The organism is Lacinutrix himadriensis (genome assembly GCF_001418105.1).
Lineage (GTDB): Bacteria > Bacteroidota > Bacteroidia > Flavobacteriales > Flavobacteriaceae > Oceanihabitans > Oceanihabitans himadriense.
The window spans coordinates 105,139-122,029 of sequence record NZ_LIQI01000024.1; the positions used below are offsets into that span (position 1 = coordinate 105,139).

At 34.6% G+C, this 16,891-nt stretch carries 11 protein-coding genes; all 11 read right to left on the reverse strand.

What is annotated here, in order from left to right; genetic code table 11:
• Positions 1-115 precede the first annotated feature (115 nt).
• The gene (locus AMD28_RS12370) at positions 116-1,579 is read right to left on the reverse strand and encodes a sulfatase family protein (RefSeq protein ID WP_055444458.1); all 1,464 of its coding nucleotides are present in this window, start codon (positions 1,577-1,579) and stop codon (positions 116-118) included.
• A 43-nt stretch (positions 1,580-1,622) separates the two neighbouring features.
• Positions 1,623-3,161: a sulfatase family protein gene (locus AMD28_RS12375; protein ID WP_055444459.1), complete on the reverse strand. Its 1,539-nt coding sequence runs from the start codon at positions 3,159-3,161 to the stop codon at positions 1,623-1,625.
• A 149-nt stretch (positions 3,162-3,310) separates the two neighbouring features.
• Positions 3,311-4,876, reverse strand: coding sequence for an arylsulfatase (locus tag AMD28_RS12380; RefSeq protein ID WP_055444460.1), 1,566 nt, complete (start codon positions 4,874-4,876; stop codon positions 3,311-3,313).
• A gap of 31 nt (positions 4,877-4,907) precedes the next feature.
• Positions 4,908-6,332 carry a sulfatase family protein gene (locus AMD28_RS12385; protein ID WP_055444461.1) on the reverse strand — a complete coding sequence of 475 codons (1,425 nt, stop codon included), beginning with the start codon at positions 6,330-6,332 and terminating at the stop codon, positions 4,908-4,910.
• 96 nt (positions 6,333-6,428) lie between these two features.
• The gene (locus tag AMD28_RS12390; RefSeq protein WP_055444462.1) at positions 6,429-8,393 is read right to left on the reverse strand and encodes a T9SS type A sorting domain-containing protein; all 1,965 of its coding nucleotides are present in this window, start codon (positions 8,391-8,393) and stop codon (positions 6,429-6,431) included.
• 345 nt (positions 8,394-8,738) lie between these two features.
• Positions 8,739-10,418 (reverse strand): hypothetical protein, encoded by a 1,680-nt coding sequence (locus tag AMD28_RS12395; RefSeq protein ID WP_055444463.1) that lies wholly within the window; start codon positions 10,416-10,418, stop codon positions 8,739-8,741.
• 269 nt (positions 10,419-10,687) lie between these two features.
• Positions 10,688-11,527 (reverse strand): histidine phosphatase family protein, encoded by an 840-nt coding sequence (locus AMD28_RS12400; RefSeq protein ID WP_055444464.1) that lies wholly within the window; start codon positions 11,525-11,527, stop codon positions 10,688-10,690.
• 21 nt (positions 11,528-11,548) lie between these two features.
• Positions 11,549-13,072 (reverse strand): sulfatase-like hydrolase/transferase, encoded by a 1,524-nt coding sequence (locus tag AMD28_RS12405; protein WP_083478306.1) that lies wholly within the window; start codon positions 13,070-13,072, stop codon positions 11,549-11,551.
• Between the two features lie 98 nt (positions 13,073-13,170).
• Positions 13,171-15,543, reverse strand: a complete 2,373-nt coding sequence (locus AMD28_RS12410; RefSeq protein ID WP_055444465.1) for a glycosyl hydrolase family 95 catalytic domain-containing protein — start codon at positions 15,541-15,543, stop codon at positions 13,171-13,173.
• Between the two features lie 109 nt (positions 15,544-15,652).
• A complete protein-coding gene (locus AMD28_RS12415; protein WP_055444466.1) occupies positions 15,653-16,516 on the reverse strand; it encodes an alpha/beta hydrolase in 864 nt (287 codons plus the stop codon).
• Positions 16,517-16,522: 6 nt separating this feature from the next.
• The gene (locus AMD28_RS18785) at positions 16,523-16,858 is read right to left on the reverse strand and encodes a hypothetical protein (protein ID WP_206542236.1); all 336 of its coding nucleotides are present in this window, start codon (positions 16,856-16,858) and stop codon (positions 16,523-16,525) included.
• Positions 16,859-16,891: the final 33 nt, after the last annotated feature.

The following is a 16,891-nucleotide window of genomic DNA, read 5'->3' on the forward strand; positions in this document are numbered from 1 at the left end:
ACTGAGGAGTATTAAAAGCAAAAGATAATTAATCTGTTTGTTCATGAATATGTTTTTTTTAATGATAGTACTTTTTAATCGAAAGGTTCCTTTAAATGACGATGTGGTAGTAAATTTACTTTTCTATTTCACCTACTTTTCTGTTTTCACTTCCTGTTGCGATTCCTACATTTAAATCTCCTAGTTCTTTTCGGTACTTTTCTACAACAACCATTAATTCTTTTACTTTTTCTGGATGAGAAGTGATTACATTGTATTGCTCTCCGGGATCTCTAGACATATTATAAAGTTCAGGTTTTTCAATAGCCATTTTTTTCGTTCTTCCATGAACACCATCATTTCCTGCTATTGTATCGTAAGAATTATATTTATGTGGTAAAACCAACTTCCAGTTTCCTTTTCTAACAGCATTTAAATTATTTTTTCTATAGTAATAAAGAATGGTTTCACGAGGTGTTGCTTCAAAATTTCCTTTCCAAAGTGACGATATATCTACGCCATCAATTTTATTTTCAGATAGTTTTCCATCTGTAATAGCCGCAAGGGTAGGTAGTAAATCAATAGCACAGGCTAATTTATTACAAACCGTTCCTTCAGGTACATTACCAGGCCAACGAATAATAAACGGAACACGTTGACCACCTTCCCAACTAGATAATTTACCCTCTCTCAATCCTCCAGCTGATCCTGCATGATTCCCATAGTTTAACCAAGGGCCATTGTCTGTGGTAAAAATAAAGATGGTGTTATCGGCAATTTTATTCTTTTCTAATGCTTTACTTATCTCTCCTACAGACCAATCAATTTCCATCATAACATCACCATACAATCCTTGCTCACTCTTACCTCTAAATTTTTTAGAGACACCCAAAGGAACATGTCCCATAGAATGTGGCACATATAAAAAGAATGGATCTTTTGCGTTTTTATTGATAAAATCAACAGCCTTTTCTGTGTAAAGCGTTGTTAACTCGTCTTGATCTTTTAACGATGTTATATATTTTTTAATTTCGTTCCCTTCCATCAATGGAAGTTCTGGATATCTTGAACGTTTGTGTGTTTTTGGATATTTATTCCCAGTCACGTTGTTACGTGGCCACATATCATTTGAATATGGTAAACCTACATACTCATCAAAACCATGTTGTAATGGTAAAAATTCTTTTTGCCATCCTAAATGCCATTTACCAAAACAAGCCGTTTTATATCCTTGTTCTTTAAACATTTCGGCAATTGTTAGTTCATTGCTATTAATTCCTTTTTTATGGAGTGGCGTTAAAGCCGCTGAAACACCTATTCTATTGGGATAACAACCTGTTAAAATTCCAGCACGTGAAGCACTACATACAGGTTGAGCCGCATAATAATTTGTAAACCTCATTCCTTGACTCGCCATATGATCTAAATTAGGTGTTTGGAAGCCAGTAGCTCCATAACTTCCTACATCACCATAACCTTCATCGTCTATAAAAATGATGACTACATTGGGCTTTTTACTGTTTTGCTTTTGTTTAGTTTGACTATAGCTATTAAAAAATAGTACTGTACTAAACAGAAATAAAAATGTGTTCTTTCTCATTATTTAATTCTTAGTTTGGTTCTTTTTTCTAAGACAACTACCACTATTCAGCATCTCTTTCTCCAATAGGTTTTAAGTATCTTTTATCAAATCCTTCAGAATAAAACGGATAATTGTCCCATGGTGATAATCCTTCCATTCTAGGGTCGTTTGTCTCTTTTAAATACGTAAACAATTCATCTTTTAATGCTTTACACAGCTCTGAGTATTTCTTTTCTGAGGCCAAATTAACCAATTGAAAAGGATCCTCTTTTATATTGTATAATTCTGCTTCTGGGCGTTTTGCAACGGATAAGTCGTAATAATATTTAACAGCATCCTCATCTTTATTCGTAATTAAATATTTACGTGTAGGTCCTGCGTCTATATCACCATAAAATCCTTGGTGAGAAGCTAAAAAATCTGAATTTCCACCTGGCCATCTGCTAGGTTCAAAGTTTACTATGTATACCCAATCTCCTTTATGAATGGTTCTCATAGGATATGGCATTCCATCAGGGCGGCAGTATGTGTGACGTTCTTGTGCTGTAAATACGCTGTTTCTTGTTGCATCAATTTGTCCGCTTTTATTTGCAAGCATAACATCTAAAAAACTATTTCCTGACATGTCTTCCGGAATTTCAATACCAGCTGCTTCTAGCAAGGTTGGAGCAAAATCTGTAAAACTTATAAAATCCTCAACGGTTTGACTTCCTTTCATTTTATTCCCCCATAAAATAGCTAAAGGTAAATGTGTTCCATAATCATAGCTAGTTGCTTTAGCACGAGGAAAAGGCATTCCATTATCCGCTGTGGTTATAATAATGGTATTCTCAAGTTCGCCCATTTCTTCTAGGGTTTTAATCATTCTTCCAATATGAGAGTCGAACCATTCAATTTCAAAATAATAATCTGCAATATCGCTTTGTACCACCTCGTTATTTGGTAAAAATCCAGGAACCTGAATTTTAGAAATATCCTTACCAGATTCTGCTCCAATACCTTGTTTGTAGCCTCGGTGAGGTTCTCTTCCTCCATACCAAAAAAAGAAAGGTTTGTCTTTATCTTTTTGGGATAAAAAATCTTTGAAATTACCTGAATAATCAATCTTTGAGATGCCTTTTGGAGCCTTCATCTTTATACTACTGTAGTTTTTGGCAATAGGTTGAGTATGGTAAGGTGCTTCTTTTTTAGCAGGCAAATATCCTTTTCCTGTATAGCCAGTTGCATATCCGTTTTGTGCTAATAGATTTGGAAATGTTTTGTATTTAGTTTTTAAAGCGCCAAATAATACACCACCTTCTTCAAGTTCCCAAATGTTTCTTCCTGTTAAAATATTTGCTCGTGAAGGTGCGCAAGAAGCTACATTACAATATGCATTTTGAAATAATATTCCATTATTGGCTATTCTATCAAAGTTGGGCGTGTTAAGTTCTTTTACACCTTCTAAAGAAATATGTTTGTAAGATTGATCATCTGAAATACAAAACAGAATGTTTGGTCTTTTTTGATTTGCGTTTTTATCACTCGTTTTCTTTTGAGCATTTGCAGTAATAGAAATTGCAAAGATTAGTAAAAGAGTTAAGTGATTTTTGAATGTCATGTTTTATCTTTATAATAGTACTACTCAAAATTAGAGTTATGTCTGTTTCTAAGGTTTCTCTAATCTACCTTTTCTTTGCTCTATTTATTTAAACGACGATATTTATCTCTGTTTTTCAGATTTCAAAAAAGTTTTCGAAGTTATTTCGCTTAATTCTTATTTTGCTTTCTACTTTTTCTTACATCCATCCTTCCTAATGGTGAGGTTTTGTATTTTTCATCTAACTCCTTAACTTTTTCAGGGTAAGAACTAGCAATATTATTAAGTTCTGTTGGATCGGTTTTGAGGTTATATAATTCCCATGTGCCTCCATTCATTTGTACAATTTTATAATCCCCGCTTCTGAACATTCTCATATTCCTAACTCCAGAAATAAAATAATCAGGTTCTTCGCGCTTTTTTCCTTCAAAGATGGGGATTAAAGAAGTTCCATGTAATGGTTCGGTAGCATAGCCTTCAATAGTCTCAGGATACTCCATACCTAAAATATCCAAAAATGTAGGTGCTATATCCACCACATGCGCAGGTTGATCCGTAATTGTATTGGGCTTAATTTTATGAGGCCAATAAGCAATAAAAGGCGTGTGACTTCCTCCTTCATGGCCAGCTTGTTTGTATTGTCGGTAAGGTGTGTTTCCTAAATTTGCCCAAGATGTGCGTAAGCTCCAGTAGGAATTTGCTGGTCCAGGTTGCACATCTGTAATTTGATTTTTAAAAAATGGACAAGAGCCATTGTCTACTAAAAACAAGATAATTGTATTTTCTAATTTGTTTTCTTCTTCTAATTTTTTTAATACACGTCCAATATTCTGATCCATTCTATCTACAATAGCTGCATAAACGGCCATTTCAAGATCTAGAGAATCTTTTTTCTCTTGCGATAAATCGTCCCATGGGTAATACTCTTTATATTCAAGAACAAATGGTTTCCCTTTTCTATTTAAATCTTTTTCAGGTGGACTTAATTGCGCGTTTTTTGGGATTACCCCAAGTTTTTGCATTTTGTTAAATCGTTCAATTCGTAATTCATCCCAACCTTTTTTATATTTTCCTCTATATTTTTTAATATCTTCTGGTCTTGCTTGTAATGGATAATGCGCTGCATGATATGGTAAATATAGAAAGAAAGGTTTGTCTTCTCCATTAATGGATTCATCCAACCAATTCAAAGCATAATCTGTGATGAAATCTGTTTGATACATTGGAGAAATTTCATGTTTAATGTTGCTTGGGTCCAATTGTTTTCCTTCTAAAAAATACGGCTCAGAGAATTTACCTGATGGCGGCAAGAAATATTCTGTTGTTGCCCAAAAAGAAAAGGAATGGTCAAATGCATTTTCAGCTTTACAGTATTCAGGTACCCAGTTATCAAAGTGTTCTTTTCCACTCATGATATTAGTATACCCACTTTTCTTAGTCAAGTTTGCTAAATGAACAGCGCCATTTCCACCCGTATACAAACCAGCTAATAATGACGACCTTGTTGGTGAGCATTTTGCCATATTATAAAAGGTTGTAAAACGCATCCCTTCATTGGCTAATCGATCAATATTTGGTGTCTCTATTTCTCCTCCAAAAGATCCTATATCTGAAAAACCAATATCATCGCCCATAATTAATACAATGTTAGGACGAGCACCATCTTTTTGTCCAAAAGCAGAAACGATGGACATAAAAATGGTAAAAACTAAAAGGAATACTTTGTGTCTAGTCATACTATTTTTTTATTCGAATAATGAGATCTAATTAATCATTTGGGTTCACCATATTCTTCCAAGTAGGATATACAGGTCTTTCTTTTGATTCTCTATTTTCATCCCTTGAAGGAGCAGGAGGGGCTTGATCCAGAACCTGTTGAAGATTTTCTTTTGTATTTTTAACCGAAGTATTATGTGCTTCTAATAGCAGATTCTTATTTTCATGAATATCGTTAGGTACATGATACATTCCACCATCACTATACAGTTTATACTCTTGGTTTCTGACAAATTGAGCACCTTTATACTTGCCCGGTTTTCCCCAATAAGGTTGATAGTGCCAAAATACCCAATCTCTTGGTTTTCCTACTTCGCCTTGTAATTGTGATAAAAAACTACGTCCGTCAATTGGGTCTTTGTCGGTCCTTTTTAATGAAGCAGCTTCAGCAAAGGTGGTATAGAAATCGGTGAAGTCTATTAAGTCTTCACTTTCCATGCCCTTTGGCGTATGTCCTTTCCAATATGCAATAAATGGTACATGTGTTCCCATGTCTACTGTTTCTCCTTTAGCCCCTTTAATATCTTGTCCATTCCAACTAGAGGTTATAGATTCTGTCCCATTATCAGATGTAAATAAAATAATCGTGTTTTCAAGTAGCCCTTCATCTTCCACTTTCTTTACGATTTTACCAACTATTTTATCTAAATAATTTACCATAGCCACATAATTGGCTTTTTTTAAGTTTTTATCTCTTGGAGCTTTGTTTGCTTCTTGCCCCTTCGATCGGTTACCAATTGTTTCTGGGGTAGGAACAAAAGGACTATGCACCAAAACCGTTGGGTAGTACACAAAAAATGGTTCGTTTTTATTCTTCTCTATAAAATCACAGACAAAGTCGGACATGATATCAGGACCATATTTTCCCGCATTCTCCTCTATGCTTATCAATTTTCCATTACGTTCTAATGGTGGACTCCAAAAACGTTCCCCTCCGTTTAATCCTTTTTTTTGTGTTGTTACTTGCCATAAATAAGATTCATCAAAACCAGCTTTTTGTGGTCTATTTGCGTCTAAACTACCTTCCGCATTATGGTACAATCCGTTTAATTGCCATTTACCTGCAATAGCCGTTTTATAGCCTGCATCTTTCAGTAAGTGCCCAAATGTTTTGTCTTTAGGATTTAGATATCCAAAATGGGTATAATTCCTGAAATTATATTGCCCAGTCATTATTTTTACCCTAGAAGGCGTGCAAATTGGTGTAGAATAACAATGATTAAACTTTATGCCTTTAGAAGCTAAGGCATCAATATTAGGTGTTTCGTAATCTTCTGCGCCGTAAGTTCCAAAACAATTCCAGCTTACATCATCGGCCATAATTAAAATAATATTTGGCTTTTTGGCTTCCTGAGAAAAGGAGGAGATACATACAAATAAGGCGGTAATTGCTAATGTAATTTTGATATTATTCATAATTTCACTGATATAATCGATTCCTGGACAGTTAAAAATGTTTTTATTTGAAACTATTTTCTGTTTAAATATATTTCTTACTGAATGGACTCTTATTTATTTAGAGACTATTATTTTTCGAGTGATGCTATGTTTACTAATATTCGACAGTTTTATAAAATAAATTCCGGAAGGTAAAGAAGATAGATCTACTTGTGTTGTTGTGGATCCATTATCCCATACTTTTTTTAGTACTTTAGTTCCTAAAACGTTGATAACGGTTATGTAATTTATAGCTGTAGATGTTCTTTTTATGGTTAATAGATCAGCTACAGGGTTAGGGTAAAACTTAACCTCCGACGATGTGTTAAAGGAGTCTACAGATAAAGGCTCTTCACCAACTAAATAAGCGCCTTCTGGTCTTACGTAAGGCACACAATCAGGAACAGGATTAGATAATAATCTATCGTTAATTGTTTTCATAATAAGCATTTCATCAGCCATCATAAATCCTTTATTGTTTACATCATCTATAGTTGTTGCAAAAGTTACAGCAGCATTGGCTTGAACCAAGCGCTTAGTAAATCTATACCCATCTTCTATGCCAAAGATTAATGGTTGTGAAGAAACATGCCACCTTGCTCTTACCGGAAACCATGCGTGTTTTAATACCGTATTCCCATTATACATAGACCAAGGGTTTGCAACCATTGCAGGTATGGTGAATTCTTCATAAGCCCATGAATTAGGAGGCGCTCCTTGTCCTAGTGGTGTGACATGACCACTTGTAAAATCTTGATAGGTATTTACGCCTTCAAAACTTACTATTTTATAATTGGTATCATCTTCGTCATCCAATCCATCAGAATCTACTAAAATATTATTGCCATTTTCATCTTGCAAGTAGGCACCATTGGGTTGCGCAGATATGATAGCACCTGGATCTGCATTTCTAATCATTTGAACAAAATCCTCTAAATTTCCATCATTATGAAGCTGTGCAGTAGTATCTAACCAATAACCATCGGCATACTCTTTAACTTCTAGTACAAAACCTTCAATTAAATCCTTGTATGCTGCATATTCGTCACCAGCAAAATTGTTCGTGTAGTAATTAATCCAAGCAGCTTCAATATCTGCGCCATCATCAATAGCTCTATCTAAATAATTGGTAGAGATGTACAAAATAATTTTTTTGCCATCATCTTTAAACTTTTGCATGACCTCAAAAAGGATGTTTTGATTGGCTAGGCTAGGTACTAATGCTTCATGTATTTCAGTAGCGACATCTACATTGCCATTCTGTCTAAGCGCGAAATAATGCGAATGGGCAAAATAAGACAAGTTTGTAATCACGTGACCTACAGCAGGTAATTCATCAACCACTTCTTGAGCACCATCAGGAAGATCATAACCGCCTGCAACTTCAGCATCTAAACGCTCACCTCCATAAACTGGAAAGGTAACACCCCAGGAACCAGCTAACCAATTTGCTGGATGATTTGCAGCATCTACTATTTGGTCTGTGGTTCCTCTTATGGTATCTATATAATAGGTGGTTGTAGGAACTATTGCTGTGCCATTAGCAAATCCTAAAGCAATACGTTGATAGCCATTGGCATTGATAACCGCGTTAGGAATTGAAGTACCATTAAAATTAAAGGTGAACGTTTCCCATTGTTGCCCAACGGTAAAGTTGCGTTCTATAGCACTTTCTGTACTAACAGTTGCATTGGAAAAGTGTACACTTATTTTTGAGTTATTTGCTGTTAATGCAGCTGTAGGAATATCGATATAAGCCTTAAATGTTACGGAATATCCTGAGAAATCGGTTACAGCATTATATACATCGAATTGTAAAAAAGCCTCTTGACCAGCTGCTCTATTAAATTTAGAAACGGAATTATTTGTATTTATTCCGGTAATATCTGGATTAGGGATATCTCTAAGAAATGTGCCTGAGGTTGTACTTTCTTGTTCTATTTTAAAGGTATTTGTTTCATTTTCATACCATAAAAATTGGGCATGGGATAATTGAACGAAAAACAGTAAAAAAAAGAAAACTGGTAGCGATTTATTCATTATTAATAAGTTAACGTGTAATTATTAAACCAAAGATATATTGTGAATAGGGAATCACGTTTCTTAAAATAGTCAAATACTTGCTCTAAAACATCATTTGTAATTAACTAAAAGAAATTCATTATTCTTTAAAAAAGAGCAAGTGGTTATTACCTTTGTTTTACGGATATTTTGAATTGTTTCCTGAAATTATTTAATTCTTACGTGTGGCTTTTATAAACAATACGATAAAGTGGTAATTGTAACCTGTGGGGATATTTGTTTTATACAAATAAAAAAAGTCCTTAGTTAAAAATGTAACTAAGGACTTTCTATTATCAAAACTTCTAATTGTTCTAAGGACTCTTAATTTATTTCATAAGTGATGGTATCAATATAAAATTCAAGACCATTATCTATATTTGTAAAGTTATTACCTATTAATCTTATTGATCCACTAATTACATCGGATGTTAGGGCAGCACCTGATGGTGTTCCTGTAAAATCAAATACCATAGTATGCCAATTAGCTTCGTTAGATTCTACAAAATTACCTTGTACTTGTTGTGCAGCGTTTCCATCACTTAAATAGAGTCTAATACGCTTATTCGCATCAAAATTAGTAATATCATTGAAGCTAGGCCAGTATATACGTACGGTTACTATTAAATTAGCATAATCAGCAAGTGTAACACCCTCTCCTTGGTTGAAATCAAAACTAAAGCTTTTATTTCCACTACCAGAAGTAGAACCTATAGTCCATTTTGTTACATTCGTAGCTTCTGCATCTGCAGCATCAGGATTTGCTACTGTTGCTATAGAACAGTCCGTACAAATAGTTGATAATGTTAAATTTGAAATGGAATTGTCTATATCAAGCCAAGTATTTTGTGTAGGTTGAGGTGTATTACCATCTTTCACTACAGTTACTTGTGATAATCTAAAAATCGGATTGGTTGTATTACCTTCCGTTAACATCTCATCTAGTGTAATAGTCACAGTAAGCGGTGCACCTGAAACAAGTGAGATAGTGGATGCAAATTCAAAATTGTTAGCTGGAGCACTACCACCATTATCTGTTGAAGTAGCAGCATAAGAAAAAGGTGTGTCTGGATAACCTGTTACAGAAACTGTTCCGGTAACGCTACCTTTTGCTCTTTTTGCTAACTCTAAATTTAAAGTAGCATCAAATGCAGTAGTTGCATTTGTAGTTACGTCAAAAGTAAAAACAGCAGTGGCACCATTATCACTAGCATCTACAGTAGTAACACCTATAAATCCATTGTTTTCTACAAGTATACCTGTGCCTCCCACGGCAATAATATCCTGATTAAGATCATCTTCATCTTCCTGTCCTACATTAAATGTTTGACTATCTTCTCCTGCGTCATCAAATGATATTTCTGGGTTATCACTACCAGTTCCACCACCAGTACCTTCAACAGATTCTAAGATAATTTGTACTACAAATCCTTCCATATTATCTATACTATCAGAAATAAAGATGAACCTTCCAAGGTTTTCAAAATTATAAGAATAAACTCCGTTTACTGCACCATTAGTTGCTGCTATCAAAGTTTCCGCTACGTAAGGCCAGCTATTTCCATTCGCGTCTGTAATTCTAAGGGTAGGATGTTTCGCTTTTAATACGCCAAATGCATATTGTAAATTTTCCTCAAGTGCGCGTGGATAGCTAGTAGTATAATCTTCGTATAAGTCAGAATATAAATATATTTTATCAATAATATCTGTTGTTGTGTTTACGCCAAACCCTATTCCCTCAGATAAATATTGCCATCTTACGATACCATCTACTTCTGCGGTTATCACTTCTGGTTCTCCGTGTAATGCTTCTAATTCTACAGAAGTATCTACTCCTATTTCTATACCTTCTACGGTTTTGAAATCTATTGTACCATATTCGTTTATGCCAAATGTGCTTTCAATGGAGCCTTCTGGTATCACTACAGGGTCATATTGAATATCATTTGAACAGGATATACTTAACAATAATAAAATCACGGAAATATACTTGACGGTTTTCATAAAGTTTAATTTAGTATTAATATTTCATCAAATATCTTGAACTTAGGCGAAAAAACATTTCTTTATTCCATCAAATGCTTGCTCTTTTTTTGCATTAGTATGGTTTAGGCGTTAAATAGGGCATTAAGTTATGGTTATAATCTTTAGTTGGTCCAATATCTTGAAAGTTTAATCTTGGGCTATTCCAGTTTTTAATAAAAAAAATCTAAGCACAAAAACAGTAAACATTTGTCCTTTAAATTTAGCCTGCTAACTCCATAACTATAATCTTATTCCGATAAAGGAACATCATTAAACATCATTAATTTAAACGAACCATCCTCTTGTTTTTCTACCATCCAAACACCTGTATTTGTAATTTGTGGAAAATCATTTAAAGGGTTATTGATAAGCATTCTTAAAACTGCTTTTCCGCTGCTTCCATGTCCGGATAAAAGTATCGTTTTATGAGAAACACTGCGGTCATCAATTAATTCTAAAACGCGATCGATAATTACCTTTGCCATCGCATTTTCTTTTGCGCTCTCGGAATGATCTCTAGGAAATCGCATTTTCTTAAATTCATGCAAGCCATCTTTACGCAACGTAAAATAAGGAGCTTCTTCTGGAAGTAAAGTGATAGCATCTCCAGCACCAAGAATTTTATCGGTTGCTGTATGTTCTGGTAAATCTGGCGAAACCATAAGATTGGTTGCATAAATTTCAGCAAGTTCTGGCCAAATCTCGCCTTTCATTTTGGAAGCTTCTAGATATGGTAACACCGTGTTTTTACATCGCCATGCAGGACTTACGGCTACAAAGTCGAAATTAAATCGCTTTAATTTATTTGACACTCTAGATTGTTGCATAATCCCTTTAGGTGTAAAAGTACTATGATTACCAACATAGGCAGGCCATTCGCTTTCTGGATATATTCCCCATTCTTTTTTAACATTATGTCCACCTTCTGCATGTCTTATATAGTAAATTCGAAGCTTCGGTTTTGTGGAGTCTTTCTTCTGAATTACTTCGGTATTGTTAGAAGTTTCATTTATATCGTTTTTCGGAAGTAGTATTCCGAAAATGAAGATTCCGATGACAATAGGAAAGGATAATAATAGTTTTTTCATGGGTTATTATTTATAGGTGAATTAATTTAATTCGGAAACAAGGATTTTACATCTTTCTCTATATGCATTTAAAACGTCGATGTAATCTTTATTTCCAACTAAGTTGTTTTGCTCTTTTGGATCTTTTATGATGTCGAATAGTTCTTCGTAGATTGGCTGTTCGTCGGTTTCAATAGTTTGTTCTGGAACGTATTTGTTTCGGTCGTTTTCTTTACTAAAAGAGCGAATGTATTTATACTGTTTACTTCGCACGCCTTCTTGTCTTGGGTAGCCTTGATCTGTAAATAAGTTTTCTAAAAAGATGTCTTTTCGCCAATCTGTATTTTTATCATCAATTAACGGAAGCATACTTTTTCCTTGATAGGATTGCGGTGTTTGTACACCACACATCTCTAAAATAGTTGCAGGAATATCTTGTCCGACTACCAATTCATTGACTACTTTTCCGATGGTTTTATCTTTGAAAAATGGAGAATACACAATCATTGGCACATGCACCGATTCATCATATAGAATCGTTTTTCCTCCTAATCCGTGTTCACCTAAAAACAAACCGTTGTCCGAACAAAATACGATAATGGTATTTTCAGCTTCGCCAATTTCCTTTAAAAACGCACGAAGATTGCCTAGCATTAGATCGATAGCATAAATAGCACGATCCATTTTTAGCTTTTCATTTAATAGCTTTCCCTTATTAGCCGTTACATAATATTTCATTAAATCACCTGTAGCATACACGTTTTTAGGTAGACTTATCTTTTGCGGATAGCCGTCTGGTAATTCCATTTTATGTTTTACATCCTCATATTTTGTTTTGTAATATTCTGGGTCTGTTTCGCGAGAACCCATACCGCCAATACTAGATGCATGCGGAAGATTTAAATTAATCCATGCCGAAAATGGCTTGTTAGGATCTCTTTTTTGAAGTTGGTTTTTAATGGAAGGATCTGCGTTTTCATAAAAGTACTTATAATCATCTCCTTGCGTTAAGTAGGCTTTTGTAGCTTCTAATAAACCTTCTACTTGGGTTTTGTTTTTTAGATTGCTGAATTGCTTGTGTTTTTTTTCTGGATAAAATCCTAAGTGGCCATTTCCATAATAACTAAAATCGGTGTTTTCTACTAAAGGTGTATCCTTTCTATCTCCAATTTTGGTGTGGTGTTTCCCAATAAATGCCGTAGAATATCCTGCTTTTTTTAATTGTGCTTGCCAACTGTCTTGATAGGTTTTTTTAGAAATCACATGATTCGAAATAGAGGTGAAGCCTATTTTATTTTTTCGTTCCCATTGTGCAGTAAAGATATTTGCTCTACTTGGTCCGCAAATAGGACTAGTAATATACGCGTTATTAAAAAAGACACCTTCTTTTGCTAGTTGATCGATATTTGGAGTTTCTGCTATAGGATCTCCAGTCATGCTCAAAGAATGAAACCTTTGGTCATCTGAAAAAATAAAAATGACATTCGGTTTCTTTTGTTGTTCTTGTGCTTTACAGGATATAAAAGAAGCGCATATAAAGATGCTGTATAGAATCGTTTTTTTCATGTGTTTATATTTATTGTTTATTTATGGTCACATGCTGTTCGCTATTAATCATTATCCTTTGGTGATAAAATCTTGAACATGCTCGTTTCATAATATTTTTAATAAGAACTGTAATAGTCATGACCTGGTAGTCGTTTTGTTTTCTTGCCATAACCGAATAGATTTTGCTCTGCTTCCGATTTTGGTAATTCTTGAATACTTAAATCTGTTTTGTTTATTTCTTTGGAAGTAATAATAACAGATTCATTTTGCTTTAAATCAATAGTATAAAAACCATCGGATGTTTCAGGTATAGAAACCGATTTTCCGTCAATATAAAATTGAGGCTTCTCAAAATCAACTTGAACGATACATGCATTTCCTTTTAAACTTTTTACGGAAACAAATTCGGTAACTCCTTCTGCTTTTTTAGCACTCACCAAAAAGGCACCTTGGGTTCTTAAATCGTGAAAAGCAACATCTTTCCATTTTTTCGGACTAGCAGGAAATACGCGTATTTTTCCTCCCCAACTTTGCAGCATCATATCGTGTACGCTAGTAGCAAAAGACAACGGACTTTCAATAACTGGGTTTATTTTTCCTTCGGAATACATCGTGGTAGACGAAATGTTTTTATGCTTAATTAGAAAATCTAGATAATAATAGGCCTTTTCGGCATCGCCTAAATTGGCATACATAGAAGAAGCTCCAGTTGCGGTATAACCTGTAACTGGCATGGCTTTAATTTTCTTTCCGCTATTAAAAGTGACATCTAACCAATGATCTAAAGATGTACGTAACAATTTTTTATCTTCCTCGTTTTCTGGTGTAATTACCATTAAAGGATAAAAAGCTAGTAAATGGGAATAATGTCTATGCGGATTCGCAAAAGGTCTGTCTTTTCCAACCATAAGACCGTTTTCATCGATTTGAAAATCCACTAAATTATCTAATAAGTATCTCCATTCTTTTTTAAGCGGGTCGTTTATTTGATGCTTTTCATCCAAATCGATTAGCGTTTGACAACTCCAACGAATTAATGCCAATGTGAAATTAATGTCTTGACCACGTCCAGGTTTGTATTCTGGCGACCAACTATATTTAATATGAATTTTGCCATCTTCGGCAGCTACGGGATTGTCTTTAATGTAATTTAAATAACTATTTACGGTCTTTTTTAAGATAGGAAATAGTTTATCTCGCATTCGAATATCATCTCCTGCAAATTGGCAATGCAACCAATAATCGTTTAAGATCCACGCTAACATATCCGGCACTTTTGCACCATTAAAAGCGATGAGGTCTTGCGGCATTAAAGCAGCAACGGCAGCACTATTTTTCCATTGTGGAGGTACGTTTGCCTCTAGGTTTTTAGCGTATTTGTCAATGTTGTTTGGTAGAGATTCTCCAATAGACATTCTGTTTGCTGTTAAATGCGTCCAATAGATTAATTGCACATTTAAATCTCCCCAAACCATTGGCCAAAACGTTCGGTTATACCAAGGTCCCATTAAATCTAAAATCGGTCCGTTTCCTCGAGAAGCAGATCCTAGTTTATACATCTGAATCCAATAGAACGATTCTTTTTCTGCATCATTAATGGTTAAGAAACTTAATGGATAATAGTCATGCCACCATTTTTTATGGGTAGATACAAAGTTGTTTTCTTGGATTAGTGCTTCCGCAGTTTCTAAATTTTCAGTAACAATTTCTAAGGAATTGTGGTCTGGAAAACAATGATGTACACTTGCTATTAATTGTTGTTTTCCGGAAGGGTTCCCTGATATTTTATAACCTGTAGTGGTTTCTCCTCTGTTATCGAATAATGGTTGGTAACAGAAATTGTAACCGTCTTTCTCACTAAACGTTGGTTTCGGCGCGATTTCTAAAGTTACCGCTCTCATTTTATCCCAAGTACCACCTTTTGGTCCACCACCGCTTTTTAAAACTTCATAAACTGGAGGAATAGGATCTTCGGCATGCCAAGTGATTTCTATGTTTTCATCTTTGGTATCCGTTTCCAAATAGATAATATCCTTCGTACTATGCGTAAATCCTTTAATTTTATAACTTCCTTGAGAGGTATGGATTGTACCTGTTAATTCGGCATTCCATAAATCTAAACGCATATCCACACCTGTGATCTTTCCTTTAGAAGTTAATTTAAAATGACCTAGCGGTAAACGGCTTCGTTTAATCCAAAGCATTTCATCTGCTTTTGTTTCCGCTTCTCTATGATCGTAGTAATCATGACGCCCAATATGTAACGAGATTACATTGTCTTTTTCTTCAGTACCTTGATATAATAAAAATCCGACGTTACCATTTCCTGAATACGGAGCAGTTTGCCATTTGTCTGGAACAATATCCCAAAGCATATCGTGTTTCGATAAGAAGGATTCGTAATCGACTTTAAAATCGACATTTTGTGCTTTGATTATCTGCGTAAAGCAAAATATAAATAATAAATACGATACCGTTGTTTTTTTCATTCTATCTAGGATTATTAGTAAGGTGTATAATATTATATATAAAGGTATAACATTAGTTTATATGGTGTTTTCTCTAATCGTTCAAATAATTGCTGAATATGAGCATTGTCTATTCTATTGCGTTAAAATGATGCTTTTTAAGAAACGCTAAGGATGCATCCATGGTAATATTAAAAATTACATCCGTCCTTTTTTTACGAAAAAAAGAACCATTAAAATAGCCATGGCCTTTGCCTTCAAAAGGAATTAACTCACAGGTGTTTCCTGTTTCTTTCGTAAGTTTTGTAAACCGTTCTACATTTTCAAAAGGAACGGTTTTATCCCCAGTTCCATGAAATATTAAGGTAGGAGGGATGCCAGAAATTACATGGTCACATGGTGATATTTCTGTTTTTCTGCTTTCGCCTACTTTTTCCATACCATAGCCTTTTTCTGTAGTATCTATTACCGGATTAAAAAGAATCATTGCATTAGGAATCGAACTAATATCTAGATTTTCTCCAACTTCCTCAAAATCTTTTATAACACCTGTACAAGCTGCCACGTGTCCGCCAGCAGATGCGCCAGAAGCTATAATTTTATTCGGATCTATTCCTAGTTCATCCGCATGTTCTCTTAGCCAACGTATGGCAGATTTACCATCGGTTACACATTCAAAAGGAGTGGTTTTATGTCTGCCACGTACTCGGTATTCTGCTGAAATTGCTAAATAGCCCCTATCGGAAAAATATCTTGCTTGCTGATAGAATTGTTTTGGATGCCCTGCAACCCAACCGCCTCCAAAAAAGAATATAATTACTGGTCTTTTGTCGGAAGTTTTATAATCGGAAGGTTTAAAAATATCCATTTTTAAGTTGCCTTCCTCTGTGGTCTTATAGGTTAAAGTAGAATCTGGCACAAAATTAACTTGTCCTTTTGCTACAATTGAAAAAGCGATTAAGAACGCGGTTATTAGTATTTTAATATGCTTCATAAAGTGTTAAGGCTTGAAAGTATCTGTTCGAAATGGGAATGCAGGTAAATCTATTTCATTAACTAAATTTACTTCTGGTATTCCTGTAAAAGCGTAACGAATGTATTTTGGTTTTGATAATGCATCCGAATGTAATACCACGGTTTTTCCTTTTATTTCCGCTTCCGCAGGAAACCATTCTTTAGAATCATCTGCTAACCAAAAACCTGTTGGTGCTTTTCCGTCTTTTGTTTTTAGTTTTTCAGCATAGTCAAAGGTCACGACTGCAGTATTTCCTTTTATTACAGATTCTTTTATAACAGGACCACAGGATTTAGTAGCTGATTTTGAAATCTCGTCCATTGCTAATAACGCTAAACGCTTACCAATAGGTAG